Origin of the sequence: Nocardiopsis xinjiangensis YIM 90004, from assembly GCF_000341145.1 — a bacterium.
Classification (GTDB): Bacteria; Actinomycetota; Actinomycetes; order Streptosporangiales; family Streptosporangiaceae; genus Nocardiopsis; species Nocardiopsis xinjiangensis.
This window is the reverse complement of sequence record NZ_ANBE01000028.1, coordinates 59,079-74,150: the sequence shown is the minus strand read 5'-3', so window position 1 is coordinate 74,150 and position 15,072 is coordinate 59,079. Positions and strand designations below refer to the sequence as shown.

General features: G+C 70.2%; 11 protein-coding genes and 1 pseudogene. 8 read left to right on the top strand and 4 right to left on the bottom strand.

What is annotated here, in order from left to right:
* Positions 1-1,163: 1,163 nt before the first annotated feature.
* Entirely contained in the window at positions 1,164-2,246 is a 1,083-nt protein-coding gene (locus tag D473_RS0114080) for a polyprenyl synthetase family protein (protein WP_017609705.1), read from the bottom strand.
* 224 nt (positions 2,247-2,470) lie between these two features.
* Here D473_RS0114080 and metF point away from each other — a divergent pair, with 224 nt between their 5' ends.
* Positions 2,471-3,313, top strand: coding sequence for a methylenetetrahydrofolate reductase [NAD(P)H] (gene metF, locus D473_RS0114075; protein WP_241474798.1), 843 nt, complete (start codon positions 2,471-2,473; stop codon positions 3,311-3,313).
* Here the strand turns inward: metF and D473_RS0114070 are convergent.
* The 3 genes and pseudogenes from D473_RS0114070 to bldD form a co-directional block, all read right to left on the bottom strand.
* The gene (locus tag D473_RS0114070; RefSeq protein ID WP_017609703.1) at positions 3,246-3,860 is read right to left on the bottom strand and encodes a GNAT family N-acetyltransferase; all 615 of its coding nucleotides are present in this window, start codon (positions 3,858-3,860) and stop codon (positions 3,246-3,248) included. The genes metF and D473_RS0114070 overlap by 68 nt on opposite strands.
* Before the next feature lie 9 nt (positions 3,861-3,869).
* Positions 3,870-4,160 (bottom strand): annotated as a pseudogene (locus D473_RS26675) (zinc ribbon domain-containing protein); the annotation flags it as partial.
* A 363-nt stretch (positions 4,161-4,523) separates the two neighbouring features.
* On the bottom strand, positions 4,524-5,018 hold the full coding sequence (gene bldD, locus D473_RS0114065) for a transcriptional regulator BldD (protein WP_017576791.1): 495 nt from the start codon (positions 5,016-5,018) through the stop codon (positions 4,524-4,526).
* 562 nt (positions 5,019-5,580) lie between these two features.
* Between bldD and pyrR the strand changes: the two genes are divergently transcribed.
* The 7 genes from pyrR (at position 5,581) to D473_RS0114030 (ending at position 14,981) form a co-directional block, all read left to right on the top strand.
* Positions 5,581-6,159, top strand: coding sequence for a bifunctional pyr operon transcriptional regulator/uracil phosphoribosyltransferase PyrR (gene pyrR, locus D473_RS0114060; RefSeq protein ID WP_017609702.1), 579 nt, complete (start codon positions 5,581-5,583; stop codon positions 6,157-6,159).
* Complete coding sequence (locus tag D473_RS0114055; protein WP_017609701.1) at positions 6,159-7,067, top strand: aspartate carbamoyltransferase catalytic subunit; 909 nt, start codon at positions 6,159-6,161, stop codon at positions 7,065-7,067. Before pyrR ends, D473_RS0114055 begins: the two co-directional genes overlap by 1 nt.
* Before the next feature lie 89 nt (positions 7,068-7,156).
* On the top strand, positions 7,157-8,458 hold the full coding sequence (locus tag D473_RS0114050; protein ID WP_017609700.1) for a dihydroorotase: 1,302 nt from the start codon (positions 7,157-7,159) through the stop codon (positions 8,456-8,458).
* The gene (gene carA, locus D473_RS0114045) at positions 8,455-9,651 is read left to right on the top strand and encodes a glutamine-hydrolyzing carbamoyl-phosphate synthase small subunit (RefSeq protein WP_017609699.1); all 1,197 of its coding nucleotides are present in this window, start codon (positions 8,455-8,457) and stop codon (positions 9,649-9,651) included. The genes D473_RS0114050 and carA overlap by 4 nt, the downstream gene beginning before the upstream one ends.
* A 21-nt stretch (positions 9,652-9,672) precedes the next feature.
* Positions 9,673-12,987, top strand: coding sequence for a carbamoyl-phosphate synthase large subunit (gene carB / locus D473_RS0114040; protein ID WP_026126941.1), 3,315 nt, complete (start codon positions 9,673-9,675; stop codon positions 12,985-12,987).
* 118 nt (positions 12,988-13,105) lie between these two features.
* Positions 13,106-14,002, top strand: coding sequence for a dihydroorotate dehydrogenase electron transfer subunit (locus tag D473_RS0114035; RefSeq protein WP_026126940.1), 897 nt, complete (start codon positions 13,106-13,108; stop codon positions 14,000-14,002).
* Between the two features lie 37 nt (positions 14,003-14,039).
* Positions 14,040-14,981, top strand: a complete 942-nt coding sequence (locus D473_RS0114030) for a dihydroorotate dehydrogenase (RefSeq protein ID WP_026126939.1) — start codon at positions 14,040-14,042, stop codon at positions 14,979-14,981.
* The last annotated feature ends 91 nt before the right edge of the window (positions 14,982-15,072 follow it).

Genomic DNA, 15,072 nt, shown 5'->3' with positions numbered 1-15,072 from the left:
CGGCCCCGGGGGCACCGCGAACCAGATCCGCAGGATGCGGTAGGCCCGACGTCGGGAGGGTGAGGGCGGCCCGACGCATGCTTGGTGCCTGAGGTGGCAGCGGGGCGGGGGATCGTGGGGTTTCTTGTGGTGCCGGGGGTGGTGGTTCGTCGGGGTCGGGATTTTAGCCCGGCCGGGTCTTTGCGCAACCCGCTTCGGCGCCACCCCCACACACCTTTCCTTGCGGGGATGGTGGCGGCGTTCTGCCGGGTTGTTCCCAGCGCCTCGGGGTGTGCGCTGCGACCCTTGAGGCCGGGCTCACCCGACCCACCTCGACCAACCCCCCCAACCCCCTGTGGTGGCCACATTGCGACCAACGGTCGAGGCGTGTGCACGGTGGCTCACTCCTGCGGAAGCCCTCCTGCGTAAGGCAACGGCCGGCCCCGGCACTCCCGGCGGCGCATTGAGGCCGGGGGTGGCGGCATTGAGCCCGCTCTGTCGGGCGTGCGGGCGGCCACCGGCCCCGGCCGGTTCCGGTTCCGTGCGGAGCCGGCTCTGTCGGGTCTTGCTTGGTGGCCTCGGTCGGGGCGCTGTCTCGGTCGGGGGTGCTCGGGCGGGCGTATTTCGGCGGTGTAGACGGACGAGCCCCCGCTTCGCGGCCATTCTCGGCGCCGAAAATGGCCCCGGTTGGGGGAGCGATCCACCGAAGCCCGTTGGCAGTGCTCTTACGAGCACCAGCACCGGCCTGTAGTGCTATCAGGAGCACTGTCAATGCTCGGGCGGAACCCGAAGCCTTTCCAGAGGTCGCACACGCCCGCCGCCCCCGGCCTCAATGCCGTCACCGGGAGCAGGCGGGGCCAGTAGTTGGCCGTTGCCTCCGCAGGAGCGAGCGGCCGTGCCCACGCCGCAAGCGGTGGTCGCAATGCCGCCACCCGAGGGGGTTTGTCTTTGGCACCCCCACTTCTTCGGCGGATGAGGGGGCCGGNGGCGCCCCACACCGACCCCGCACAACGCCGCACCTTTGGGCAGGTCCCGAGGGCGTGGGGGTGGCGCCGAAGCGGGTTGCGGGAAGCCCCGGCCGGGCTAGGCTCGACGCTCCGACGAACACCACCCACACCAACCACAGGCCCCACACCAACCACAGGCCCTGTCACCTGCGAGAAAGGGAACCAGGGGGACGGTGTTCAGTGCGTGCGCGAAGTGGCGATCGCGACCAGCTCGCGCAGCGGACCGCGGGCCTGCGCGTCGACGCCGGGATGGTCCAGGGCCGCGACGGCGTGGTCGGCGTACTCGGACACCATCTGCTCGCACGCGGCCAGAGCGCCGGAGTCCTCGATGAGCCCGCACATCCATTCCACCGACTCCGTGTCCAGGTCCGCGCTGCCCAGCAGCGAACGGAACCGCTCGGCGTCGGCAGTGGCGGCCCGCTCCAGCGTCTCGGCCACGACCATGGTGCGCTTGCCCTCACGCAGGTCGTCCCCGGCGGGCTTACCGGTCGTGGACGGGTCCCCGAACACGCCGAGCACGTCGTCGCGCAGCTGGAAGGCGATCCCCAGGGTCACGCCGTAGTCGGTGTAGACCGGACCCAGGTCCTCCAGGCGCCCGGCCAGCGCCGCACCCAGGTGCAGGGGCCGCTCCACCGTGTACTTGGCGGACTTGTAGTGCATGACCCGCAGCGCGGCCTCACGCGTGGAGGTGCCCCGCACCTGCTCCAGGGTGTCGAGGTACTGCCCGGCCATCACCTCGGTGCGCATCGCGTCGAAGGGCACCCGGCCGGCCAGCAGCGTCTCGGGGGAGAACCCGCTGGCCTGGTACATCTCGTCGGACCACACCAGGCACAGGTCACCGATGAGGATCGCGGCGCCCTGGCCGAAGTCCTCGCTGTCCCCGCTCCATCCGTGCTCGGCGTGCAGCTTCGCCATCCGCTTGTGGGTGGCCGGCCGCCCGCGCCGGGTGTCGCTGTTGTCGATGACGTCGTCGTGCACCAGGGCACAGGCCTGCAGATACTCCAGAGACGCGGCCGCTTGCACGATGCGCTCGTCCTCGGCGCTTCCGCCCGCGCCGCGCCAGCCCCAGTAGGTGAAGGTCGGGCGCAGCCGCTTGCCGCCGGTGAGCATGGTCTCCAAAGCGTCGACGGCCGGAGCGAGCTCGGCTCCGATCTCCAACAGGCGCTCCCGGTTGCGGGCGCCGAAGTCTGCGAGGACGCGGTCCACGGCCGGGCGGACGGCCGAGACGGGTGAGTCGGAAGAAGACGAGGAAAGGGCCATACCTCGCACATTATCGGCTGCTCACGCCCGCCTCGTCCTGCCACGGAGGGGTTGTGGGAAGACCGGCATCCCGGGGGCCCGGGCCGTGAGGCGACCCCTGGCCCCCGGTCGATGGAGGGGCTTGTTCTAGGCTGGAGCACATGCAGGCCGCACCTACACGTTCCGTGGCACCCCGTGCCACCAGCCCTCGGCACATCAGCGACATGCTCGACTCCGGGGAGCCGATGTTCTCCTTCGAGTTCTTCCCGCCGCGTACGCCCAAGGCGCAGGAACGCCTTTGGCGGGCCATCCGCGAACTGGAGGCGCTCAATCCTTCGTTCGTCTCGGTCACCTACGGGGCCGGCGGAAGTACGCGGGGAAGGACTGTAGAGACCACCGAACACATCGCCACCGACACGACCTTGCTCCCGGTGGCGCACATGACCCTGGTGGACCACTCCGTCGCGGAGCTGCGCCACCTCATCGGGCGCTTCTCCGCCGCGGGGGTCTCCAATCTGCTCGCCGTCCGCGGGGACCCGCCCGGCGACCCCGACGGTGAGTGGGTCTCCCACCCCGAGGGGCTGACCTATTCCGAGGAACTGGTCCGGTTGATCAAGGAGAGCGGCGACTTCTGCGTCGGGGTGGCCGCCTTCCCCTACAAGCACCCGCGCTCGCCCGACGTGGAGACCGACACCGACCACTTCGTCCGCAAGTGCCGCGCCGGAGCCGACTACGCCATCACCCAGATGTTCTTCGACCCGGAGGACTACTTGCGGATGCGTGACCGCGTGGCAGCCAGGGGCTGCGACATCCCCATCATCCCCGAGGTGTTCCCGGTGGTGCGCACGTCCTTCATCCCGCGTTCCGAGAAGCTCTCGGGCGCCCCGTTCCCGCGCGACCTCGCCGAGAAGTTCGAGAGCTTCGGCGACGACGAGCAGGCGGTGCGCGAGTTCGGGATCGAGCACGCCCAGCGTATGTGCGAGCGGCTGCTCGCCGAGGGCGCCCCCGGAATCCACTTCATCACTTCGAACCAGTCCACGGCCACCAGGGAGATCTACCGGGAGATCGCTGGGACCCGGGTTCCCTGAGAGGGAGCCGTGCCGCAAGAATGTCGAAGGGCTGATCCGGGCTGCCGGGGAAGGCGAAGGCCTCCAGCAGCGCGGTGAAGCCGCAGGAACCGTAGAGGTGGCGGGCCGGGGTCGGGCCCGTCCGGGTGGACAGCAGAGCGGTCCGCTCCGGCCGCCCCTCGCACAGGGTGTACAGCATGCGCCGTCCGATGCCCCGGTTCTGTGCGTCGGGATGGACGTGCACCTCGGCGATCTCCATGACCGAGGCCAGATACCGCCGCACCTGCCGGTCGTTCCAGTGGGTGCGCAGCCCTGCCTCGACGACGTCGTGCCACCATTGCCCGGGCCGCCCGCGGAAGGCGTAGGCGAACCCGACGGCCTCCTCGCCACGCATGGCCACCACCGAGCGGAAACCCGGGTGTTCGGCGTGGGCGTTCATCACCGCTGCTCGGCCGGGAAGCTGCTCGGCGGGGGGTGCCATGGCGGCCTCGTAGATCCGGATGAGGGCTGGAACCGCGTGCGTGAACGGGTCCGGCGCCAGTTCACGAAGTTCGGTCTCGGCGTCCACGGGCCAACCTTAGGTCCTGTTCGGCCCACACCCGCACCATCTTCTCCACGGGTTGCCGTGAAGTCCTTGACGCACTCCCGGGGCTGCGATGGCGCGTGACTCGCGCCCCGCGTTCCACACGCTCTCGCCGCGGGCGGCGAGGTTGTGGGAAGCGTTCCGGTCGGCGTGGGCAACGACCCCGCGCCCCCGGCAGAGGAAAAGTCCCTGGTCCACACGGTTGCGCTGGTCGATGTGGTCGCACTCGGCGCACGTCTGCGACGTGTAGGCGGGGTCGACGAAGACCAGGGGCACGCCCACCCGTGAGACGGGCAGTGCGGAACCCTGTTCCGGTGCGGATCATCCCTGTCTTAAGCGATTCTTCCCGGGAGTGAATGCCCGGGTCCCTCGCTGGACTCCGCTGAAGTCATCGAACCCGTGTTCGAACGGCCGTCCGCCGGGTACCCTGGTGGACAGCGGCGCGGTCGGTCTGGGGAGGGGAAGCCCCACGTCCGGCCGCGCCGCCTTTCGTTTCGCGGACCGCTCGCGCGCCGCCCCGCCCCCGCACGGACCGCGCCGCCCCGCCCCCGCACGGACCCCGACCACCGCACGGTGGGCGGGGTCCGTGCGACGAGAGCCGGCGACCTCGGGGGGAGGGGCCGGCTCTCGCGTGAGGCGTCGAGGTACCTAGAAAGCGTCGACCGCCCGACGTGCCTCGGGGTCCAGAACACCCCAGTTGATGAGTTCCTCGGTCAGGTCCGAGGGTGACTTGTCGTAGATGACCGCGAGTGAACGCAGGTCCTCCTGGCGGATGCTGAGCACACGGCCGTTGTAGTCGCCGCGCTGGCTCTGGATGGTGGCGACGTAGCGCGAGAGCGGGCCGGCCTTCTCCTGCGGCAGCTGCTGCATGCGCTCCAGGTCGATCACCAGCTTGGGCGTGGGGCCCAGCGGGGTGGGTGCGGCGCCGCCCGGAAGCAGCTCCGACATCGGCACACCGTAGAAGTCGGCGAGTTCCGCCAGCTTCTGCACGGTGACGGCACGGTCGCCGCGCTCGTAGGAACCCACCACGACGGCCTTCCAGCGCCCGTGGGACTTCTCCTCGACGCCGTGCAGGGACAGGCCCTGCTGGGTGCGGATGGCACGCAGTCGCGCGCCGAGGGACTTCGCGTATTCGGATGGCATCTTCTTGTCGCTCCCGGCCGTGACGGTGGCTGGTGTGGTGGGGGAGACGTTCCGCTCGTACTCGGCGGGCCGCCTGGGCGGTCCAGCGGATGGTCACGGGGTGCAACCCCACCCGGTAGTGATTACAGACAGTGACGGTAGGGGGGTCTGGCGCCCAGGTCAAGCCGTTGGTGTGAAATGCGACTAATCAGTGTCCGAACCGCGCGTAGGTGAAACTCCTCTCATGTCACCCGAGAACGGGAGGTTAGGGGTGGGAGCTCGGGCACGAAAGCCCGTGTTCACGGGGGGTTTCGGCGTCGGAGGTGGCGAAGAGGTGAAGGCGGAACGTGGCTCATGCGTCGCTATTGGTAACAATGTATAGATTTTTTCTGTGAGGTAATTCACATCTGTGGGGTGCGCAGAGAAAGCTCTCCGGGGAGGCGCGGTACCCGCGCTGGTAGCGTGGGCTCGATCGACATCCTTTAACTTCCTGTTCAGTGAAGCAGGGAAGGGGGTCACTACTTTGCGTGCGCAAAAACCCACTGCAGGTGATGCAGAAGGAGCCTCGGGCGCACAGGCGGAAATGCCCGAAGGCACCCGTGCCGTCCTCGACGGCCCCGAGATCGACCGGGCCCTGACCCGGATCGCTCACGAGGTGCTCGAACGCACCAAGGGCGGCCACGAGGTCACACTCCTCGGCGTCCCCTCCCGCGGCGTCCCGCTCGCACAGCGCCTGGCCCGGCGCATCGAACGGGTGGAGGAGCTCGCCGTCCCGGCCGGCTCCCTCGACATCACCATGTACCGAGACGACCTGCGGCTCGCCCCCGCACGGGCGCTCGGCCGGACCGAGATCCCCGACGGCGGGCTCGACGACCGTGTGGTCGTCCTCGTCGACGACGTGCTCTTCTCCGGCCGGACCGTACGCGCCGCCCTCGACGCCCTCGGCGACCTCGGCCGCCCCCGAGCGGTCCAGCTCGCCGTCCTCGTCGACCGCGGCCACCGGGAACTGCCCATCCGCGCCGACTACGTGGGCAAGAACCTGCCCACCTCCCTGCGGGAGAACGTCGACGTACGCCTGAGCGAGACCGACGGTCAGGACGCCGTCCTGCTCGGCCCCGCCCGGCCCCGAGCCGGCGCCGCGGAGACGGGGGAGGAGTGCTGATGCGACACCTGCTCTCCGCCGGCGACCTCGACCGGGACCAGGCCACCCTGATCCTGGACACCGCCTCCGAACTGGCCCAGGTCGGCGACCGGTCGGTCAAGAAACTGCCGACCCTGCGCGGGCGCACCGTGGTCAACCTCTTCTACGAGGACTCCACCCGCACCCGCACCTCCTTCGAGCTGGCGGCCAAGCGTCTCTCGGCCGACGTCATCAACTTCTCGGCCAAGGGCTCCAGCGTCTCCAAGGGCGAGAGCCTCAAGGACACCGCCCTGACGCTGCAGGCCATGGGCGCCGACGGTGTCGTCATCCGCCACAGTGCCTCGGGCGCCGCACACCGCCTCGCCCACTGGGTCGACGGATCGGTCCTCAACGCCGGGGACGGTACCCACGAGCACCCCACCCAGGCCCTGCTCGACGCATTCACCATGAGGAACCGCCTCGGTACCCTCGAAGGCCTGCGCGTGGCCGTGGTCGGCGACGTCCTGCACAGCCGGGTCGCACGCTCCACCGTGCAACTGCTGACCACCCTGGGCGCCGAGGTCACCCTCGTGGCACCGCCCACGCTGTTGCCCGTGTCCGTGCACACCTGGCCGTGCGAGGTCTCCTACGGCCTGGACGCAGTCCTGCCCGAGAGCGACGTCGTCATGCTGCTGCGTGTCCAGGCCGAGCGCATGCGGGAGTCCTTCTTCCCTTCCGTGCGCGAGTACACCCGCAACTACGGCCTCGACGGTGAACGCCTCGGCCGCATGCCCGAGCACGCCCTCGTCATGCACCCAGGGCCCATGGTCCGCGGCATGGAGATCTCCGCGGAGGTCGCGGATTCGCCCCGGTGCACCGTCACCGAGCAGGTCGCCAACGGTGTCAGCCTGCGTATGGCCGTGCTCTACCTGCTCCTCGGCGGATCCTGAACGCCCTCGCGCGCCCGGCCCGCCGGCGCGCCCGGTGCCCCACTGCACCCCCAGTCTTTCTCCACCCGAACAGAAAGCCGTACACCGCGATGCCCGAGAACCACGGCCCCTACCTCATCCGCGGGGCACGCCCACTCGGTGGCGACCCGGTCGACCTGCTCCTGCGCGACGGCGCCGTCGCCCGGGTCGGTACCGGCCTGGAGGCCCCCGAGGGCGCTGAGGTCGTCGACGCCGACGGCCTGATCGCCCTGCCCGGCCTGGTCGACCTGCACACCCACCTGCGCGAGCCCGGGCGCGAGGACGCCGAGACCGTCGAGACCGGCTCCCGCTCGGCCGCCATGGGCGGCTACACCTCCGTGCACGCCATGGCCAACACCGACCCCGTTGCCGACACCGCCGGCGTCGTCGAACAGGTCTGGCACCTGGGCCGCGAGGCCGGCCTGTGCGACGTGCGTCCCGTCGGAGCCGTCACCGTCGGCCTCGCCGGCAAGCAGCTCGCCGAGATCGGCGCCATGGCCGACTCCTCCGCCGCCGTCCGCGTCTTCTCCGACGACGGCATCTGTGTCTCCGACGCGCTGCTCATGCGCCGCGCCCTGGAGTACGTCAAGGCCTTCGACGGCGTCGTCGCCCAGCACGCCCAGGAGCCCCGCCTCACCGAGGGCGCCCAGATGAACGAGGGCTGCGTCTCCGACCGCCTCGGCCTGTCCGGCTGGCCCGCGGTCGCCGAAGAGGCGATCATCGCCCGCGACTGCCTGCTCGCCCAGCACGTGGGCTCGCGCCTGCACGTGTGCCACGTCTCCACCAAGGGTTCGGTCGAGATCATCCGCTGGGCCAAGGAGCGCGGCTGCGACGTCACCGCCGAGGTCACCCCCCACCACCTGCTCCTCACCGACGAGCTCGTGGAGGGTTACGACCCCGTCTACAAGGTCAACCCGCCGCTGCGCACCGAGGAGGACGTCCTCGCCCTGCGCGAGGGCCTGGCCGACGGCACGATCGACGTCGTCGCCACCGACCACGCTCCCCATCCCGTGGAGGCCAAGGAGACCGAATGGTCCAACGCCGCCATGGGGATGACCGGCCTGGAGACCGCGTTGGCCGTCGTGCAGCGCACCATGGTCGACACCGGCCTTCTGACCTGGGAACAGGTCGCCGACCGCATGTCCGTCACCCCCGCACGCATCGGCCGGGTGGAGGGCCACGGCCGCGCCCTGGGCGAGGGCGGGCCCGCCAACGTCGTTCTGTACGACCCCGCCGCCCCCGTCGATGTCGAGGGCGCGGCCATGGCCACCAAGAGCAGCAACACCCCCTTCCGGGGCATGACCCTGCCCGGCCGGGTCCGTGCCACGTTCCTGCGCGGGGTCCCCACCGTCCTGGAAGGCAAGATCGCATGAACACCACACAGAACGGCCGGGGCCTTCCCGGCACGCAAGAGGAGGCAGACGTGTCCGAGGAAACGGGCGGACCCGCGATCCTGGTACTCGAGGACGGCCGGGTCTTCCACGGCCGCTCGTTCGGTGCCGGCGGCGAGACCTTCGGTGAGGCCGTCTTCAACACCGGTATGACCGGCTACCAGGAGACCCTCACCGACCCCTCCTACCACCGCCAGATCGTGGCGATGACCTCCCCGCACATCGGCAACACCGGCGTCAACGACGACGACCCCGAGTCCGCTCGCATCTGGGTCGCCGGTTATGTGGTCCGCGAACCCTCCCGCCTCACCTCCAGCTGGCGTTCCCAGCGCACCTTGGACGACGAGATGCGCGATCAGAACGTGGTCGGCATCGCCCTCAAGGGCACTCGCGCCCTCACCCGCCACCTGCGCGACCGCGGGGCCATGCGCGCAGCCATCAGCACGGTGGAGACCGACCCGCAGAAACTGCTCGCCCGCATCCTCGAGCAGCCCACCATGGCCGGTTCCGACCTGGCCGCCGAGGTCAGCACCGACCACACCTACGAGGTCCTGCCTCCCGAAGGTGTGGAGGTCCGCCACCACGTCGCCGCCGTCGACCTCGGCATCAAGGCCATGACACCTCAGCGCCTGACCGAACGCGGTTGCAAGGTCACCGTTCTGCCCGCCGGCGCCACCGCCGAGGAGATCCTCGCCCTGGACCCGGACGGGGTCTTCTTCAGCAACGGTCCCGGCGACCCCGCCACCGCGGACGCCCCCGTCGCCGCCGTGCGCGGTGTCCTCGAGGCCGGGAAGCCGCTGTTCGGCATCTGCTTCGGCAACCAGATCCTGGGCCGTGCCCTGGGTCTGGGCACCTACAAGCTCACCTTCGGACACCGCGGCGTCAACCAGCCGGTACGCGACACCCGCAGCGGACGCGTCGCCATCACCAGCCAGAACCACGGATTCGCCGTGGACGCTCCGCTCGAGGAGCCCTTCGACACCGACCACGGCCGGGCCGAGGTCAGCCACATCGGCCTCAACGACCAGGTCGTCGAGGGCCTGCGGCTGCTGGACCGGCCCGCGTTCAGCGTCCAGTTCCACCCGGAGGCCGCCGCGGGCCCCCACGACGCGGCCGAACTCTTCGACGAGTTCGTCGACCTGATGTCCGCCCAGCCTGCTCCGGCTGCCAAGTAGCGATCAAGAGGAATCAAGAGCATGCCGCGCCGTAGTGACCTTTCATCCGTCCTCGTGATCGGCTCCGGCCCGATCGTGATCGGGCAGGCGGCCGAGTTCGACTACTCGGGAACCCAGGCCTGCCGTGTCCTCAAGGCCGAAGGCCTGCGGGTCGTGTTGGTCAATTCCAACCCGGCCACGATCATGACCGACCCGGAGATCGCCGACGCCACCTACGTCGAGCCGATCACCTCGGAGATGATCGAGAAGATCATCGCCAAGGAGCGCCCCGACGCCCTCCTGCCGACCCTGGGAGGGCAGACCGCCCTCAACGCCGCCGTCGACCTGCACGAGAGCGGGATCCTCGACAAGTACGGCGTCGAGCTCATCGGCGCCAACATCGAGGCCATCCAGTCCGGTGAGGACCGGGAGAGCTTCAAGGGCATCGTCGAGCGCGTCGGCGGCCAGTCCGCCCTCTCGCGCATCTGCCACACCCTCCAGGAGTGCCTGGAGGCGGCCGAGGAGCTGAACTACCCGGTCGTGGTGCGCCCCTCCTTCACCATGGGTGGCGCCGGATCCGGATTCGCGCACGACGAGAACGATCTGCGCCGCATCGCCGGCCAGGGCCTGGCCCTGTCGCCGACCAACGAGGTGCTCCTGGAGGAGTCCATCCTCGGCTGGAAGGAGTACGAGCTGGAGCTGATGCGCGACGCCAACGACAACGTCGTCGTCGTGTGCTCCATCGAGAACTTCGACCCCATGGGTGTTCACACCGGTGACTCCATCACCGTCGCGCCCTCCATGACCCTCACCGACCGCGAGTACCAGGAACTGCGCGACATCGGTATCGCCGTCATCCGCGAGGTCGGCGTCGACACCGGCGGTTGCAACATCCAGTTCGCCGTGCACCCCACCACCGGGCGCATCATCGTCATCGAGATGAACCCCCGGGTCTCGCGTTCCTCCGCGCTGGCCTCCAAGGCCACCGGTTTCCCGATCGCCAAGATCGCCGCCAAGCTCGCCGTCGGCTACACCCTGGACGAGATCCCCAACGACATCACCCAGGAGACCCCGGCCAGTTTCGAGCCCACGCTCGACTACGTGGTGGTCAAGGTGCCCCGGTTCGCCTTCGAGAAGTTCCCCGGGGCCGACCCCCAACTCACCACCACCATGAAGTCGGTCGGTGAGGCCATGGCCATCGGCCGTTCCTTCCCCGAGGCCCTCCAGAAGGCCATGCGTTCCCTGGAGAAGAAGGGCGTGGGGCTGACCTGGGCCGGTGAACCCGGAGACAAGGACGAGCTGCTGGACAAGGCCAGGGTTCCCACCGAGATCCGCCTGCGCCAGGTCCAGCAGGCCCTGCGAGCCGGGGCCACGGTGGGGGAGCTGCACGAGGCCACGCACATCGACCCGTGGTTCCTCGACCAGATGCTGCGTCTGGAGGAAGCCGCCCGGGTCCTCGCCCGGGCACCCAAGCTCGACGTGTCCCGGCTGCGCGAGGCCAAGGAACTGGGCTTCTCCGACCTCCAGATCGGAGAGATCACCGGCAAGAGCGAGGCCGTGGTGCGCGAACTGCGCCACGCCCTGGGCCTGCACCCCGTCTACCTGACCGTGGACACCTGTGCCGCCGAGTTCGCCGCACGGACCCCCTACCTCTACTCCAGCTACGACGAGGAGACCGAGGTCCCGGCCGGCGACAAGCCGAAGATCATCATCCTGGGATCGGGCCCCAACCGCATCGGCCAGGGGGTGGAGTTCGACTACTCCTGCGTGCACGCCTCCTTCGCCCTCTCGGACGCCGGCTACGAGACCGTCATGGTCAACTGCAACCCCGAGACGGTCTCCACCGACTACGACACCAGCGACCGGCTCTACTTCGAGCCCCTCACCCTGGAGGACGTCCTGGAGGTCGTGCGCGCCGAGCAGGCCGCCGGACCGGTCGTCGGGGTCATCGTCCAGCTGGGCGGCCAGACCCCGCTCGGGCTGGCCCGCGAACTCAAGGAGGCCGGGGTACCCATCATCGGCACCAGCCCCGAGGCCATCGACCTGGCCGAGGACCGCGGCGAGTTCGGCCAGGTCCTGGACCAGGCCGGCCTGCCCGCGCCCAAGTACGGAACCGGCCACTCCTTCGAGCAGGCCAAGACCGCCGCCGACGAGATCGGCTACCCGGTCATGGTCCGTCCCTCCTACGTGCTCGGCGGACGCGGCATGGAGATCGTCTACAGCGAGGCCATGCTCGCCGACTACATCCAGCGCAACGCCGAGGTCAGCCCCGAGCACCCGGTCCTGATCGACCGTTTCCTCGACGACGCCATCGAGATCGACGTCGACGCCCTCTACGACGGACACGACCTCTACCTCGGCGGTGTCATGGAGCACATCGAGGAGGCCGGGATCCACTCCGGCGACTCCGCCTGCTCCCTGCCCTCGGTCACCCTGGGCAGTGAGGACATCGAGCGGATCCGCAACTCCACGGAAGCCATCGCACGCGGCACCGGGGTGCGGGGCCTCCTCAACGTCCAGTACGCGCTCTCCTCGGGTGTGCTCAACGTCATCGAGGCCAACCCGCGCGCCTCCCGGACCGTGCCGTTCGTGTCCAAGGCCACCGCGGTGCCGCTGGCCAAGGCGGCGGCGCGCATCATGGCCGGCGCCACCGTCGCCGAACTGCGGAGCGAGGGCATGCTCCCGGCCACCGGCGACGGCGGGGACCTGCCCGTGGACGCCCCGGTGTCGGTGAAGGAGGCCGTGCTGCCCTTCAACCGGTTCATCGACAAGAAGGGTGAGGGCGTCGACACCATTCTCGGCCCCGAGATGCGCTCCACCGGTGAGGTCATGGGCCTGGACGTGGAGTTCGGCGCCGCCTACGCCAAGTCCCAGCTCGCGGTGAACAGCTCCTTGCCCACCCAGGGCAAAGTGTTCGTCTCCGTCGCCAACCGGGACAAGCGTTCGATGATCTTCCCGGTCAAGCGCCTGGCCGACCTGGGGCTGGAGATCCTGGCCACCGAGGGCACCGCGATGGTGCTGCGGCGCAACGGTGTGCATGCCACGGTCGTGCGCAAGCACAGCGCCGGTCCCGGTCCCGAGGGCGAGCCCACCATCGTGCAGCTCATCCACGACGGCGAGGTCGCCCTCACCGTCAACACCCCCTTCGGCAGCGCCGGACAGGCCGGGCCGCGTCTGGACGGGTACGAGATCCGCACCGCCGCGGTGGTGCGCAACGTCCCCAGCGTCACCACGGCGCAGGGGCTCGCCGCCGCCGTCCAGGCCATCGAGGCCCGTGTGCGCGGTGATGTGGGCGTGCGCTCCCTCCAGGAGCACGCCGCGGTCCTCCACGCCGGACGTGAGGCCCTCAAGGCCTGAGACGCGCTCCTCGGGTCAGGGCCTCTACCCTGTGAGGGATCGCCCGGACCGGCGTGTGCCGGCCGCGACGACCGCCCGTGACCACCTGCACGACCACAGGGAAGGCCCCGACCCGAACATGAGCGACAACGGACCGGTGCAGATCAGGTGCCCCGTGCTGAACGTGCGCAGGGTCGACGCCTACGTCGCCATCACCGTCGTCGCCCCGGGGGTCGCGGAACGTTTCCGCTCGGGCCAGTTCGTCTCCGTCGGGGTGGGCGGGGACCACTCCAGCACCCTGCTGCGCCGTCCCTTCGCCGTACACGACGTCAAAGCCGACTACGGCGGCACCATCGAGTTCCTCTTCTCGGTGGAGGGCACCGGGACGGCCTGGCTGGCCGAGCGCCGGTCCCGTGACCTGCTGGACCTCGTCGGCCCGCTCGGCCGTCCTTTCCCGCTGCCGCGGGACCCGGTCAACTGCGTGCTCGTGGGCGGCGGTTCCGGTGCAGCTCCGCTGTTCCCGCTGGCGCAGTCGCTGCGCCGGCGCGGTTGCCGGGTCGACTTCGTCCTGGGGGCCGCCTCGGCCGACGGTGTGCTCAACGCCATCACCGCCAGACGCCTGGCGGAGACCGCCACCTTCACCACCGACGACGGGTCCTTCGGCACACGCGGCCGTGTCACCGACGTCTTGGGCACGGTGGTGCGGGAGGGCCGGTCCGACGCGGTCTATGCGTGCGGTCCCATGCCGATGCTCCGGTCGGTCACCGCGGTGGCCGAGAACCACGACCTGCCGGTACAGGTGTCGGTGGAGGAGACCATGGCCTGCGGCACCGGCATCTGTATGACGTGTGTGATCCCCGTCGTGGGCGGGGACGGAATCACCCGCATGGTGCGCTCGTGTGTGGACGGACCGGTCTTCCGCGGTGAACGGGTGCGTTTCGACGACGTCGGCTCCATCCCCTTCGATGCCCTGGGAGCCCCCGGTTGGAAGGGCGCCGGCGGGCGCGGTGTCGAACAGGACCGCGACATCGCCTGATTTCCACAACACGACGCACGACCCGACGAGTAGGACCTTGAACGCAACCCTCAGGACCCGGGTGGGCGCCCTGGAGCTGCCCAACCCCGTGGTGACCGCCGCCGGATGCGCGGGAGCGGGCCGTGAGCTCGCCCAGTTCTTCGACATCTCCTCCCTCGGGGCTGTGACGACCAAGTCGGTGATGCTGGAACCGCACGCGGGCAGACCCGCGCCCCGGATGGCCGAGACGCCCAGCGGCATGCTCTCGACGACGGGGATGCAGGGTCCGGGGCTGGACGTGCTGTTGCAGCGTGACCTGCCGTGGCTGTGCTCGCGGGGCGGGCGCGCGATCGTCTCCGTGGCCGGGGCCGGGGTGGCCGAGTTCGGCGAGCTCGCCCGGCGCCTGTCGGAGGCCGAGGGCGTCAGCGCGGTCGAGGTCAACCTGTCCTGTCCCGACCCGGCGAGTTCTTCGGGCCGCACGTTCGCCGACGACCCCGAGCGCGCCGAGGAGGTCCTGGAGACGGTCCGCTCCCAGGCCCGCTCGGAACTGCCGGTCCTGGCCAAACTCGCCGGGGACGTCCCCGACGTCGTGGAGCTCGCAGGTGCCTGCGTCGACGCCGGGGCCGACGGGCTCTCGATGATCAACACACTGCGCGGTATGGCCGTGGACACCCGGACCCTGCGTCCTGCGGTGGCCGGAGGCCTGGGAGGGCTGTCCGGGCCCGCCGTGCGCCCCATCGCGGTCGGCTGTGTCTACCGCGTGCACGAGGCCCTGCCCGAGGTCCCGATCATCGGTATGGGCGGTGTGCGTACCGGGGAGGACGCCCTGGAGTTCATGGCGGCCGGGGCCAGTGCAGTGGCCGTGGGCACCGTCAACTTCTCCGACCCCTCGGCGGGGGCGCGGGTGTTGCGCGAGTTCACCGAGGCTCTGGAGGTCCGCGGTTTCACACGAGCCGCGGACCTGGTGGGAGCGGCCCACCGGACCGGTCCCCGGGGCTGACGCGTCGACGCACCGGTGGGCCGTCGTCGCAGGTGGCGCGGGGCGCGCAGAACGTGTCCGAACCGGTCCCGGATCAGGGGCATGAAGCCGT

Excerpts from the sequence above, each read along its gene's own strand:
- D473_RS0114050 (WP_017609700.1), top strand. The coding sequence starts at position 7,157 with ATGCCCGAGAACCACGGCCCCTACCTCATCCGCGGGGCACGCCCACTC.
- D473_RS0114055 (WP_017609701.1), top strand. The coding sequence starts at position 6,159 with ATGCGACACCTGCTCTCCGCCGGCGACCTCGACCGGGACCAGGCCACC.
- pyrR (WP_017609702.1), top strand. The coding sequence starts at position 5,581 with ATGCCCGAAGGCACCCGTGCCGTCCTCGACGGCCCCGAGATCGACCGG.
- bldD (WP_017576791.1), bottom strand. The coding sequence starts at position 5,018 with ATGCCATCCGAATACGCGAAGTCCCTCGGCGCGCGACTGCGTGCCATC.
- D473_RS0114080 (WP_017609705.1), bottom strand. The coding sequence starts at position 2,246 with ATGGCCCTTTCCTCGTCTTCTTCCGACTCACCCGTCTCGGCCGTCCGC.
- metF (WP_241474798.1), top strand. The coding sequence starts at position 2,471 with ATGTTCTCCTTCGAGTTCTTCCCGCCGCGTACGCCCAAGGCGCAGGAA.
- carB (WP_026126941.1), top strand. The coding sequence starts at position 9,673 with ATGCCGCGCCGTAGTGACCTTTCATCCGTCCTCGTGATCGGCTCCGGC.
- D473_RS0114035 (WP_026126940.1), top strand. The coding sequence starts at position 13,106 with ATGAGCGACAACGGACCGGTGCAGATCAGGTGCCCCGTGCTGAACGTG.
- carA (WP_017609699.1), top strand. The coding sequence starts at position 8,455 with ATGAACACCACACAGAACGGCCGGGGCCTTCCCGGCACGCAAGAGGAG.